The organism is Niallia sp. Kr1 (assembly GCF_050389805.1).
Classification (GTDB): domain Bacteria; phylum Bacillota; class Bacilli; order Bacillales; family Cytobacillaceae; genus Bacillus_BD.
The window spans coordinates 1,904,438-1,917,981 of record NZ_CP130945.1; the positions used below are offsets into that span (position 1 = coordinate 1,904,438).

Annotated in this window: 13 protein-coding genes; 12 read left to right on the top strand and 1 reads right to left on the bottom strand. The window is 36.8% G+C overall.

All coding sequences use genetic code 11. The features are described 5' to 3' along the window. The 6 genes from Q5760_RS09380 (at window position 1) to Q5760_RS09405 (ending at window position 5,949) form a co-directional block, all read left to right on the top strand. Window positions 1-906, top strand: coding sequence for a pilus assembly protein TadG-related protein (locus tag Q5760_RS09380; RefSeq protein WP_428911921.1), 906 nt, complete (start codon window positions 1-3; stop codon window positions 904-906). A gap of 14 nt (window positions 907-920) precedes the next feature. After that, window positions 921-1,457 carry a Flp pilus assembly protein CpaB gene (gene cpaB, locus Q5760_RS09385; RefSeq protein WP_428911922.1) on the top strand — a complete coding sequence of 179 codons (537 nt, stop codon included), beginning with the start codon at window positions 921-923 and terminating at the stop codon, window positions 1,455-1,457. Window positions 1,458-1,478: 21 nt separating this feature from the next. Then, window positions 1,479-2,681, top strand: coding sequence for an AAA family ATPase (locus Q5760_RS09390; protein WP_428911923.1), 1,203 nt, complete (start codon window positions 1,479-1,481; stop codon window positions 2,679-2,681). Window positions 2,682-2,693: 12 nt separating this feature from the next. Further along, entirely contained in the window at window positions 2,694-4,046 is a 1,353-nt protein-coding gene (locus Q5760_RS09395) for a CpaF family protein (protein WP_428911924.1), read from the top strand. 5 nt (window positions 4,047-4,051) lie between these two features. Further along, window positions 4,052-5,011, top strand: coding sequence for a type II secretion system F family protein (locus tag Q5760_RS09400; RefSeq protein WP_428911925.1), 960 nt, complete (start codon window positions 4,052-4,054; stop codon window positions 5,009-5,011). A gap of 137 nt (window positions 5,012-5,148) precedes the next feature. Next, entirely contained in the window at window positions 5,149-5,949 is an 801-nt protein-coding gene (locus Q5760_RS09405; protein WP_428911926.1) for a type II secretion system F family protein, read from the top strand. Between the two features lie 153 nt (window positions 5,950-6,102). On the opposite strand, the gene Q5760_RS09410 is transcribed toward Q5760_RS09405, so the two are convergent. Next, the gene (locus Q5760_RS09410) at window positions 6,103-7,233 is read right to left on the bottom strand and encodes a metal ABC transporter solute-binding protein, Zn/Mn family (protein ID WP_428911927.1); all 1,131 of its coding nucleotides are present in this window, start codon (window positions 7,231-7,233) and stop codon (window positions 6,103-6,105) included. 329 nt (window positions 7,234-7,562) lie between these two features. Between Q5760_RS09410 and Q5760_RS09415 the strand changes: the two genes are divergently transcribed. From Q5760_RS09415 to rpmG, 6 genes are all read left to right on the top strand, one after another. Further along, window positions 7,563-8,546 carry a CobW family GTP-binding protein gene (locus Q5760_RS09415; RefSeq protein ID WP_428911928.1) on the top strand — a complete coding sequence of 328 codons (984 nt, stop codon included), beginning with the start codon at window positions 7,563-7,565 and terminating at the stop codon, window positions 8,544-8,546. Window positions 8,547-8,703: 157 nt separating this feature from the next. Continuing rightward, window positions 8,704-9,711 carry a permease gene (locus Q5760_RS09420; RefSeq protein WP_428911929.1) on the top strand — a complete coding sequence of 336 codons (1,008 nt, stop codon included), beginning with the start codon at window positions 8,704-8,706 and terminating at the stop codon, window positions 9,709-9,711. A gap of 14 nt (window positions 9,712-9,725) precedes the next feature. After that, a complete protein-coding gene (locus Q5760_RS09425) occupies window positions 9,726-10,619 on the top strand; it encodes a TIGR03943 family putative permease subunit (RefSeq protein ID WP_428911930.1) in 894 nt (297 codons plus the stop codon). A gap of 112 nt (window positions 10,620-10,731) precedes the next feature. Beyond that, complete coding sequence (locus tag Q5760_RS09430) at window positions 10,732-11,898, top strand: FAD/NAD(P)-binding protein (protein ID WP_428911931.1); 1,167 nt, start codon at window positions 10,732-10,734, stop codon at window positions 11,896-11,898. Window positions 11,899-11,942: 44 nt separating this feature from the next. After that, window positions 11,943-13,130, top strand: a complete 1,188-nt coding sequence (locus Q5760_RS09435) for a GTP-binding protein (protein WP_428911932.1) — start codon at window positions 11,943-11,945, stop codon at window positions 13,128-13,130. A gap of 45 nt (window positions 13,131-13,175) precedes the next feature. Then, window positions 13,176-13,325 (top strand): 50S ribosomal protein L33, encoded by a 150-nt coding sequence (gene rpmG, locus Q5760_RS09440; protein WP_428911933.1) that lies wholly within the window; start codon window positions 13,176-13,178, stop codon window positions 13,323-13,325. Window positions 13,326-13,544 lie beyond the last annotated feature (219 nt).

Consider the following 13,544-nt stretch of genomic DNA (forward strand, 5'->3'; position numbering starts at 1 on the left):
ATGAAAGCTTTTTCAAAAAATGAAGATGGAGCCGTTATTGTCTTAGTTGCCCTTAGTATGACAGTTTTTATAGGTTTTTTAGCATTGGTCATCGATATGGGATCTCTTTATCTTGAAAAAAATCGATTGCAAAAGATTGTCGATGCGGCTGCATTGGCTGGAGCCCAAGAATTACCCAGTCATTTTTCAAAAGCAAAAGTAGAGATCGATAAAACGATACAACTAAATAATAGCAATCCTAACAATTTTTCCATCAACACGAATGCGGATTATACAATGATTGAAGTAACAGGTACGAAAAAGGCGACTTTTTATTTTGCCAAAGCGTTAGGATTCGATGAGCCAGATATTACGGCAAAAGCAAGAGTTGAACTTCAAGCGTTGACTTCAGGAAAAGGGGCCATCCCTCTAGGGGTACAACCGACGACGAATTTATCTTTCGGGACATTACAAGTGTTAAAAGTAAGTGATTCAGCTAATGGTAACTTTGGTGCTATTGCATTGACTGGTCCAGGAGCAAAGGACTATAAAACTGATTTAACAAATGGATATCAATTTGAACTGAAAATCGGTCAAATATTAAATACACAAACAGGTCAATTGGCGGGACCAACGAAAGAAGCGGTTGATAAACGTATTGCTTCCTGTCCTAATGCTACGTATCTGACTTATCCCACAGGTTGTTCAAGGGTTGTATTAATACCTATCTATGAACCCGTTCAAACGGATCAAAATCAAATTAAACAAGTGCGTATCGTTGGGTTTGGAACATTCTTTTTAGAAGGGGTTTCTTCGACGAGCGGAGGAGCCGAAGTAACTGGAAGGTTTATTAGATACTCCCAATCAGGGGAGTCATCATCCAATCAAAAGGATTATGGAACCTATAGTTTTAAACTGACAGATTAATAAAAGGTGATACAGTGAATACAAAAAAAATCTGGATAATAGCGATCATATTTGGGGCCCTCATGTCGGTTATTTTCTTCATATTGACCAACAACAATGGGGATACTAATGAAAATATAGATCCGCCTCCAAGTGAGGAAGTAAAACAACCTGATCAAATAGAACCAAAACATGAAGAGATACTAGACATTACAGTGGGAAAAAGAGCGATGACCATTCCAGTAAATGAAGTTCAAAGTGTATCTGGTTTCGTACAGCCAGGATCCTTTGTCGATGTAGTGGTCGTTCAGCCAATTCCTATTCAAGAAAATACAAACGCACAGATTTTAATCGAAAACGTTAAGGTTCTAGCCGTTGGGAAAACAGTTTTAGAGAAGGAAGTAACAGAAGAAACTCAAGAAACCCAAGAAACCCAAGAAAATACACAAGAACCTTATCAAATGGTAACCCTCGAAGTCTCCCCCACAGATGGAGCGAATCTAGCTTTGGCAAAAGAAAGAGGAACAGTCACTCTAATGTTAAGGGGGAGTGAGGACGAAAAAACGTCTTAATGGTTAAAGGACAGATGTTTTATGAGAATGAATTACTTTATTCTTTCAGAAAAAAGAATGTATTCGACCGCTGTTAAACTAATGTTAGACGAGTTAAGGAAGAATAGTAAAATTTATGATACGTTTGCTGAATTAAAAACGGGTCTTCTAGAATCGAGAGGAACCGTTGTAATCATCGGACCGAATTCCATTCAAGATCCATATGAAATCTGTTTGGAAATTTCACGAATGTATCCATTAGCAGTCGTTCTTTTATTGGTTCAAAAACAGGATATTGATTATAAAAAAGCGATGTTTTCAGGAGCTGTGGATGTCCTCGATATTGAAAGTGACGAATCAGAAGTCATTCAATCGATTCAAAAAGCGGAAAAAATTCTAGGGTTAACATTAAAAAGCGACAAGGCTCCAAAAGAGCAAGAGAAAGAAGCAAAAATCATTACCGTTTGTAGCACAAAAGGCGGAGTCGGAAAAACAACAATCAGCGTAAACACCGCTGTTGCCTTGAATAAACACAACTTAAAGGTCGCTATCATTGACTTGGATTTACAATTTGGAGATGTATCGCTTTTATTTGATGTACAACCGACTAGAACGATTTACGACTGGGTCAAGCAGTCTTATGAAAATGGGGACAAATCTATAGACGATTATGTATTACATCACAAATCTGGAATTGACATTTTTGCAGCACCATCACTTCCTGAATTTGCAGAGTTAATCACAGGAGAGCATATTCACTTTCTTCTCGATAATATGAAAACCCAGTATGACATGATCGTCATTGATACGCCGCCATCCTTCGTGGAGACAAGCTTAGTGGCTCTTGAAAAATCCGATGTCATCTTACTGATAGCTTCATTAGATTTGCCTGCTTTAAAGAATGGCAAACTGGCGATCGAAACGTTGAGTTTATTAGAACTAAGGGATAAAATCCATGTCATTCTAAATCGGGATTCGGAAGCGGAAGATATGACTAAAGACATTGTAGAAGATGTGTTAGGAATGAAGATTGAGGGAAGTATTCCAAGCGATTACCGAACTGTGATCTCCTCGATTAATAAAGGGGAATCCTTTATTACCTCCGCACCAAGAACGGGTGTGGCAAAAGCGATTATGAAAATGGCTGAAAAGCTCATCAATGGTACGCCTAATATAGATGGTTTATCTAGAAAAAAAGATAAAAAGAGAAAAGAATGGTCCTTATTTAAACGTGCAAAGAAATAGGGGGAGATGGAATTGTCTTTGTTAAAACGGTTAAATGAAAAAAATCTCTCTACATTAACTTCTGAAGGAAATCAGCAGGATCTACCATCCAATCAAAAGAGGGAAAGTAGACCCGTTGAATCTGAGTTAAAAAAACAATTACAAAGTCATCTCATAACAGAATTAAAAAAAATCCCCAATCTATCAGATGATGAACAAAAAGATTTAATCGAAAAAGAATCGATGAAATTTTTGAATGATAAACAGGATCGTTTATCATTTGAGGGAAAGAAAGAGCTCATCGACCGGGTCTCACATGAACTGATCGGATATGGACCAATTACCCCATTATTGGAAGACCCGGATGTATCGGAAATTATGGTGAATGGTCCCTATCAAATTTATGTAGAGAAAAAAGGAAAATTAACCTTAAGTGATTATTACTTTCGAGATGAACAACATACTTTACAGGTGATTGAAAAAATTGTATCTCCGCTCGGGAGGAGAATTGATGAAAGTTCTCCAATGGTTGATGCACGTCTTCCTGATGGGTCGAGGGTCAATGCGATTATCCCCCCTTTATCATTAGTAGGACCGTCTATCACGATCCGTAAATTTCCTGAAAATCGATTACAAATGAAGGATCTAATTGGGTTTAGCTCATTAACGGAAGAGATGGCACAATTTTTGGATGCATGTGTTAAGGCTAGGTTAAACATTTTTATCAGTGGTGGTACTGGAAGTGGTAAAACAAGTTTGTTGAATGTTTTATCCTCGTTTATCCCTCATGATGAACGAATTATTACGATTGAAGATGCCGCAGAACTGCAATTGTTACAGGACCATGTCGTCTCACTTGAAACAAGACCTCCTAATATAGAAGGAAAAGGGGCTGTGTCGATACGTGATTTAGTTAAAAACTCGTTACGAATGAGACCAGATCGAGTTGTCATTGGAGAGGTTCGGAGTGGGGAAGCGTTGGATATGCTACAAGCCATGAATACGGGGCATGATGGCTCTTTGGCAACGGGACATTCCAATTCACCAAGAGAAATGCTTTCGCGACTTGAAACGATGGTTCTAATGGCTGGAATGGACTTACCAATTCGTGCCATCCGGGAGCAAATTGCGGGAGCGATTGACATTATTATTCAGCAATCCAGATTAAAGGATGGAAGCCGTAAAGTGGTCAATATAACGGAAGTCATTGGGATGGAAGGGGAAACCATTGTTTTACAAGATTTATTTACTTTCAAACAAAGTGGAACAAGTGCAGATGGTAAAGTAATTGGAAAACATGGATCCACAGGGATTCGTCCGTATTGTTCGGAAAAATTAGAGCAATATGGGTACGAACTTCCTGCCCACTGGTTTAACGGAGAGTGAACGCAATGGTCATCATCATTTTCCTAGTAACAACCATTAGCTTTGGCTTAATGGGGTCTTACTTGTTGAATAAAAATAATAAAGTGAAAAGAAGAATTAGGCAATTCATCACGATCGAGCAAGCTGAAAACAAATCCGAACAAGAAAGAACGGAAAAGAAAAAACCTCAATTGAAGGAATTCATTTCTGTTCTAGCAAAAAATATTAGGGCTTCTGAAAATCAACGAGTTACGCTTGAAACAGAATTAGAACGTGCAGGGATTCCCTTAAAAGTAGAAGAATTTATTACGATTCGAATCATCTTGTTCTTTATGGTCTTCATCTTAACTCTTGTTATGGGAATTCATCCTTTGTTATCGATTTTGATTGGGTTAATCGGGTGGAAAATACCATCGCTTTATCTTCAAAAGAAAAAGAATAAGCGAATTGCAGACTTTACTGCCCAATTGCCGGAAGCGTTAGAAACCATGGGAAGTGCGATTAAATCTGGTTTCAGTTTTATGCAAGCGATGCAGTTAGTTTCAAAAGAAATGCCCGATCCGATTGGGATTGAATTTCGAAAAACAATAAAAGAAATGAATCTAGGCATTTCAACTGAGGTGGCTTTTGAGAATTTATTAAACCGACTGCCAAATAAAGATTTAGAAATTGTTGTAACAGCTGTATTAATTCAGCGTTCAACAGGGGGCAATTTGGCGCAAATGTTAGAAACGATCCATGAAACCATCTCTGAAAGGGTACGGATGAAGGATGAATTAAAGGCATTGACTTCACAAGGAAGAATGTCAGCCATTGTCATCTCCCTGTTACCTGTTATTTTAGGATTGATTTTAAACGTGATGAATCCAGATTATTTCACGCCTATGTTTTCCCATCCATTAGGCTGGGTCTTATTAGGGGGAGGGGCGGTATCAGGACTTTTAGGTTGGGTATTCATTAATAAAATTGTCAATATCGAGGTATAAACATGTTAACGATTCTATTTTCATTGGTTTCATTTTTATTTTTTACCTGTATCGGCCTTCTCATCTTTCAGCGATTATTTCGAAATAGAATGGTGATGCTCCGAAGAGTTTCACCGTTATTAACCAGTCAATCAAAAATGGAGACGCTCGAACAACAGGGTGAGGATATGAAACAAAAATCCTTCTATGAACGGCTTATACAACCCTTGTTGGCAAAAGGGCGATTAATCGCTGTTGGAAAAATGCCCAAACAAAAAATGGAACAGGTCGAAAAGAAACTCCAAGGTGCAGGGTATCCATTTGGCATCTCAGCGGGGGATTTTGTTCTCATCCAATTTTTACTGCCAACAGTGATCAGTTTATTGTTACTTTTGCTATTTGCCCCTGTAGCAAAAGAACCGATAAAGATTCTTTTTCTTTCCATATTCGTTGCAGTCTTTACTTATAGTTACACGAATTTTTATATATCGGCAAAGAGTAAACAACGGGTGAAACAAATTGATAAAGCCATGCCTGACTTTTTTGATTTGTTAAATGTGTCGATCGAGGCGGGAATGGGATTAGATGGTGCTTTAAAAAAGGTATGTCATCAAATGGATTCACCGCTGTCACACGAATTTTTATCTGCCTTAGAGGATATGAAACTCGGAAAGTCGAGAAAACAAGCGTTTACTGAATTAAAAGACCGGATTCCTTCAGATTTTTTTAAGAGTGTGTTGAATTCCATTATTCAAGCGGATCAAATGGGAATTGGGATGAGCAAAGTATTAAGTGCCCAAACACAACGAATACGAGAAAAACAACGGTTTAGTGCGAAAGAACAAGCGATGAAAGCTCCTGTGAAGATGCTGATCCCAATGGTATTGTTTATCTTTCCAACTTTATTTATTATTCTCCTTGGTCCAGTGGTGATTAATTTAATGACTCAATTTTTGTAGGCGTTATACACATTGAAGGTTTATAGGTAAGAAACGATCATTGTTCCGAAATATCCATGTTCTAAGGGAAATATGTATATGTAAAGTCTTATGTCAAAAACAATGGTTTCAGATAAAGGAAGGAAGTACCTATATGGGGCACTTCCTAATCTATTATTTTAAAGCCTTATCCAATGTGGCAAGGTTTTTTCTCATTAAACTAAAATAATCTTCTCCATTTTGTCGATCTTCTTCTGTTAAAGATTCTAAGTTGTGTAAGTAAAGAGGTTCACCATTAATTTCTTTACGAATAATTTCTGCTACTTTTGGTGTTACATTTTGTTCAAAAAGGATATAGTTAATTTGTTTTTCTTCGGCAAGTTTAATAATTTCTTCCAGGTCTCTTTGGGATGGTTCATCCGAAGGGGAGAGACCTGCTACTGGGACTTGCTGAATCCCATAAACTTCTTCCCAATATCCATATGCGGCATGAGAAACAATCATCTCTGGATTATTCTTAGAGTCTACTAATTGATGAAACTCTTCATCTAGTTTTTCAAGCTCGGCTTTCAACGATTCGTAATTCTTTTCAAATTCTTCCCTTGCATCAGGTTTTAACTCAACAAGAGTATTTTTTATGTTTTCAGCGAGAGTAATAGAACGATAAGGATCTAGCCATACATGAGGGTCAAAGTCCCCGTGGTCATGTCCGTGTGCATCACTTTCATCAGATACCTCTTCTTCACGAGCATGTGCCTCATCTGAATGTTGTTCTTCTTCATGAGCATGAGCTTCCTCTGAATGCAGTTCTTCTTCATGAGCATGAACTTCCTCTGAATGTTGTTCTTCTTCATGAGCATGAACTTCCTCTGAATGTTGATCTTCTTCATCAGCATGTGCCTCATCATGAACAATGGTTTCAATCCCGTGGGTAGCTTCTACCATTTTCACTTTTTCGCTACTTAGAGCTTCCGCCATTTTTTCGGCAAAAGGTTCCATTCCCAAGCCGTTATAAATAAAGGCATCAGCTTCAGCAATCATCATCATTTGCTTTGTTGTTGGCTCAAAAGTATGAGCATCAGCTCCAGCAGGCATAATACTTTCAACATTTACATACTTGCCGCCAATCTTATTCGCAAAATCTTCCAACGGATAAAGTGTCGTGTAAATCTTTAACGCCACTTCGTCTTGTTGTGTAGTTTCTGTTTGATTTTCATTCGGTGTAGAAGTCTTTTGAGTGTTACAGCTTGCTAGAAAAATAGAAAGAACTAAAATAACCCCAAATGATATGTATTTTAATTTCATCCCGTTAACCTCTCCTTGTTCTTTTTTCTGTTTTCCATAATATCGTAATGATTACGATTTGTAAATAGTAATCATTTTGATTTATAAAATTAAATTATTAAATTCTATGAATAAATTGTTAACGTCAGAATAGGGGAATTGGGATCTATACATTTCGTAGGTAGTAGATCATTGATAAATTGGTTTTCTAACATAATGTACTAATTTTTAATTCTCAATAATAGAAATTACTGTAAATCATAATAGTTACGATTTATCGTGATTGGAATCAAAAAAGAGAGATTAAAGGTGGCTCATTTAAGTAAGAATCAGAAAGGGTGAATATTCTAATGAAAAAAATACCCGTATATATCATTAGTGGATTTTTGGGAAGTGGGAAAACGACGGTTCTTTTAAATATGGTTAAAGAGTGTGAAAGAAACGATAAAAGACCGGGCATTATTTTAAATGAATTAGGGGAAGTGAATGTGGAGAGTGACTTATTTAAAAATCAACAGGTGAAAGAATTATTAAACGGATGTATATGTTGTACGATTCAGGATGACTTAAAAGAAACATTAAACCAATTTACTGAAGAAATTCAAAGAAACCATATAGATGTATTATTCATAGAGGGGACAGGTGTTGCCCATCCACAAGAGATCGAAGAGACCCTAATGATTCCTGAGTATCTAGACTACTTTGAATTAAATTCTATCATCAGTCTAGTTGATGCAAGTCATTATCTAGTGTATCAAAGCCATTTTTCAAGCACAGCAGAGGTACGTAAATTGTTAAAAGAGCAAATTTCAAGTGCGACCATGGTCTTATTAAATAAAACCGACCTTGTAAAAGAGAAGTCCTTATCAAAGATCGAACATAAAATAAAAGAAAATGTGAAGCCCGGAGTACCTATTTTCAAGACCACATTTGGTAACATTTCTATAAAAGAGCTTTTTTTAAAAAGGTTTTATGTACATACAGTCCAAGGTCAACGAGAAAAAACATTAGATAGAAGTCCTGTATACAAACATAAAAGTGAACATGAACACCACCATTCTACAATTACTGCTTTAAAGATTACTCAACTGCCAATAATGAAAAGAAGAAAATTTGAAACATGGCTGAAACGGTTACCGAAAACAATTTTAAGAGGCAAGGGGATTGTTCAACTGGAAGGAAATCCGGGTTATTTTCATTTTCAGTTTTCATCTGGGAATATGAAGTTTGAAAGAATGAGAGACACGCCAAAACAACAGCCCACGATTATCTTAATTGGTGATAGATTGAATACAGATGAGATTCTTACTAGTTTTAAAGTAAATTTATCCTAACGAACGTTTAAGCAAGGCATGGTTTCAGAGTGGAGTTGTATTTCTGACAGGCCTTCACGTTTTTTAGAGCGCATAGACATGATGTAATAGTTAACAACATATATATTTTGATAGAGGACGTTATAAGACAAATAGAATAAAAGAAGGAATGATTAGAATGATTCGATGGATTCGTTCCTATTTGATTGACTTCACATGTTTACTAGCAATCGGTACAGCTATTTATTTTATTACCATTAGTCAACTAGCTGGAAAAAAATTTTCTCCGCAGTTACCCGATTCGTTGCTCCAATTAAATACTATTTTTCTTAGTATTTTAATAGAGGCAGTCCCGTTTGTTTTAATTGGCGTCCTCATTGCAGGTTTTATTCAAATATTCGTTACAGAAGATCATATTCGACGTTTAATACCCAAAAATAGATTACTAGCTGTAACGATGAGTTGTATTGTAGGGGCTGCTTTTCCTGCCTGCGAATGTGGAATAGTCCCAATCGTACGAAGGTTAATCTCAAAAGGTGTACCGATCCATGCAGGAATTGGTTTCCTTTTGACAGGTCCCTTAATTAACCCTATTGTTATTTTATCTACTTATATGGCATTTGGAAATGACATCAAGATGGCGGGGCTTAGAATGGGAGTTGGCTTTGTCGCTGCTCTTATCATCACCCTTATCATTAGTTTTCTCTTTAAGTCAACCCAACTGAAACATTCTGTATCCGATTTTACTTCATCTACAAATCATACAAATAAGAAAGAGCCTTTTATGCATCGGGTAGAAGGAATGATGAAACATTCCATTGATGAGTTTTTTGATATGGGTAAATACTTGATCCTGGGTGCTTTTATTGCTGCCTTTGTACAAACTTATGTTTCCGCAAAATCCTTGTTCGTTTTTGGAGAGGGCGTTGTAGGATCTACGATTGTGATGATGGGACTAGCCTATTTTTTATCACTATGTTCAGAGGCCGATGCTTTTATAGGAGCTTCCTTTAGAAACTTATTTCCAACTTCCTCCATCTTAGCCTTTTTAGTTTATGGTCCAATGATCGATTTGAAAAATACGATCATGTTATTAAGTGTATTTAGAGCAAAGTTTGTCATCATTTTGCTTTTTTTAATCACGATGATTGTGTTTATCCTTATCAACTTGATAAGTTTCTTTTAGGGTGGTGAATGTCGATGATTCGCATAGTTCAAAATTTCATAAGAGCCGCAGTATTAGCTGTGTTTGCTATTTTCTTTATTAAACTACATATCACGGACGATATAACAAAATATATCAATCCAAAGTACAATGGAATGAGTAAGATTGCTGCTGGTGTTTTTATTCTGTTTTTCTTCATTCAGCTTTTTCGGGTCTGGGAGAAGGAGGAAGATTCCCATGCTCACTGTTCACCAGGTTGTACCCATGACCATGGGGAATCCGGTTCCTTGTCCAAAAGGTTAATGAGTTATGGTATTCTAATTTTTCCTTTATTAACGGGGTTTGCGTTTGCCCCAACCGTATTAGATTCCTCTATTGCAGCTAAAAAAGGAACGATTCTGCCTCAGGTTAATAGGAACGAAAAAAATGGAATCGATAACGCTGTTTTTGAAAACCATCCACCTGGCAGCCAGGAGGAACAAGAAGTCTTACCGAACAATAACTTTTATTCTGAAGAGGAATATAATCATGAAATAAAAAAACTAGAGAACTCAGAGGTGATTCAACTGAATGACAGAATTTATTCCTCTTATGTTGAAGCCATGAATATGAACCCAAAGGATTTTGAAGGAAGAAAAATAAAGGTTAGCGGGTTTGTGTATAAGGAAGAGGGACTTGAGGAGAACCAGCTTGTACTATCAAGGTTTCTTATCACCCATTGTATTGCGGATGCAAGTATCACTGGATTGATTACTGAATTTGACCAAGCCAATGAGTTTGAAGAAGACACTTGGCTTGAAATAGAAGGAACTTTAGAAGTAACCAACTACAATGGAATACAATTACCATTGATAAAAGCGGAGAAATGGACAGTAATCCAAGAACCTGCTGAACCGTATATTTATCCAATTTTAATAAAATCGGGGTGAGGGTGTCTAGATGATTTTGATAATTAATTATAAAAAAACTTGATATAATCCTAAATATTTTGTAGAATTTAAATCGTAATTATTCCGATTTAAATTAAGGGGTGAAATATTTTTGTATGATTGGATTGTAATTGGTGGAGGTATCCATGGCTGTACGGTGGCATCGTTTTTATTAAAAAAAGGGAAAGTCAGGATTGAGCGGTTATGCATCATTGACCCCCACGATGAGCCAATGTATCAATGGAAGAAAAATACGGAAAGGATTGGAATGGAATATTTACGCTCACCGTCTGTCCATCACATAGATGTAGATCCATTTAGTCTCCAAAAATATGCTCATCAGTATAATCAGAAAGGAACTGGTCTTTATGGAAAATATAAGCGACCTTCCTTAGATTTATTTAATGAACATTGTGAATTCATCCTAAAAGAAGTGAATATACACCAATGCTGGCATAAGGGATGGGTCATTTCTGTTGAAAAAGAACATGGTTTTTGGAAAGTAAGGAATAAGAACGGAGACGAATTAAGAGCGCAAAATATTGTATTATCAATCAGTATCAATAACCAATTAAATATTCCTGATTGGGCTAAACAACTAAAATCAGATTTACCAATCGAAGTGTTTCACATTTTTGATGAGAGTCCCGTTCGATTTTCATCTTTACAACCACCCATTGCGGTTATTGGCGGAGGCATTACGGCAGCACACGTAACGATTAAATTATCGAGCATGTATCCTGGAAATGTGGTATTAATAAAACGAAATCCATTTCGAATAGAGGATTTTGACAGTGATCCCGGATGGTTAGGTCCAAAAAATTTAACGTCATATCATAAAAACAAAAGCTATGAAGAACGTCGGAGGTTGATTCAAGAGGCAAGAAATAAAGGGTCATTAACGAAAGAGCTCTTTTATAAATTAAAGAGGCTGGAAAGCGAAAAAAAGATCACCATTATTGATGGTGAGGTGATTTCAGCTTTTGCTAAAAACAATGAGATTACGTTAAAAATGATAGATAAAGAAATTGATGTACATACTATCTTACTTGCAACTGGATTTATACCATCACCACCAGGCTTGAATTGGCTTGGTAAATTAATGAAGGAACTAGATTTACCATGTGCCCAATGTGGATACCCCATTATTAGTAAAGCTTTAGAATGGTGTCCTCATCTTTATGTATCTGGTCCTTTAGCTGAGCTTGAAGTTGGACCTATTGCTAGGAATATATCTGGAGCTAGACATGCTGCAGAGCGAATTGTTAGCAGTTTATAAACTTTAAATCGTAATGATTTCAGTTATCAAATAGGGGTGAATAAATGACCAAAACGATTCCTGTAACCGTATTAAGTGGTTACTTAGGTGCGGGGAAAACAACACTATTGAACCATGTATTAAAAAATCGAGAAAATAAAAAAATCGCTGTCATTGTCAATGATATGAGTGAAGTGAACATCGATGCTTCCATGGTTAAAAAAGGAGGTTTCTCTCGGACAAATGAAAAATTAGTAGAGCTTCAAAACGGATGCATTTGCTGTACATTGAGAGAAGACTTAATGATCGAAGTAAAAAGGCTCGTTCAGGCAGGGGATATCGACTATATTTTAATTGAATCTTCAGGAATTTCAGAGCCGATTCCGGTTGCACAAACATTTACCTATATAGATGAAAGTTTAGGAATCAACCTGACAGAATATTGCAAGCTTGACACGATGGTGACAGTGGTGGATGCGAAACGATTTTGGCATGACTTTTCTTCAGGAGAGAGCCTGCTTGAACGAAAGCAAGAAGCTGATGAATTGGATACTCGAGAAGTAGTTGATTTATTAATCGATCAAATTGAGTTTGCCAATGTTTTAGTCTTAAATAAAATTGATTTAGTGGATCGAGAAAGTGTACTTGAGCTAAAAGCCGTATTACAAAAGCTTAATCCAGGGGCTAAGATTATTGAAAGTTCCCACTCAAAGATTTCGTTAGAAGCCATTCTGGACACAGGTTTATTTGATTTTGAAGAGGCTAGCCATGGGGCAGGGTGGATAAAGGAATTGAATGAGGATCACACTCCGGAGACCGAGGAATATGGAATCTCTTCCTTTGTTTATCGTAAGCAGAGACCGTTTCACCCTGAAAGATGGAAGCAATGGATGGAGGATTGGCCTGTTGAGGTAGTCCGGGCAAAAGGTTTCTTTTGGCTGGCATCTCGAAACGATATGACTGGATTACTGTCTCAAGCAGGTCCTTCCATTATTTTTCAAGGTGCTGGAGAATGGATAGCGGCTTTCTCTGAAGGGGAAAGAGAGCAAATCCTAAAGAAAGAACCAGAACTTCTTGAGAGGTGGGACCCAGAATTTGGTGATCGAATGACAGAACTTGTCTTAATCGGAGTGGATATGGACCGAAAAGAAATTGAGGCTAGATTGGATCAATGTTTATTAACCGATGAGGAGATGAACATGGACTGGTCTAAATTTCAGGATCAGCTTCCTGCTTTTACGGTAGTGGAGTGAAATCCCAAATGTAGTTTAAATATTTTAATCTAGGAGGAAGAAAAAATGAGAGTAACAATTACATTAGCATGTACAGAGACAGGAGACCGCAATTATATTACAACAAAAAATAAGAGAAACAAGCCTGAAAGAATTGAACTTATGAAGTACTGTCCGCGCCTAAAAAGGCGTACCTTACACCGTGAAACAAAATAATTCTTTTTTTATATCATATATAAAAAAGGAAAGGGAGAGTTTTTATTTTATGAAAAAAGAAATTAAAAAAACAATGGCTTTGTTTTTTAATTATGTCAATACTGGCAGGGTTCTAGATAGAAGTAGATCCACCTATTGAATATGGTTCTGAGTCTACAGAAAGTACCGATCATGACCATAATTATAGTCATGATCATGGACACGATGATGAAAAACAGA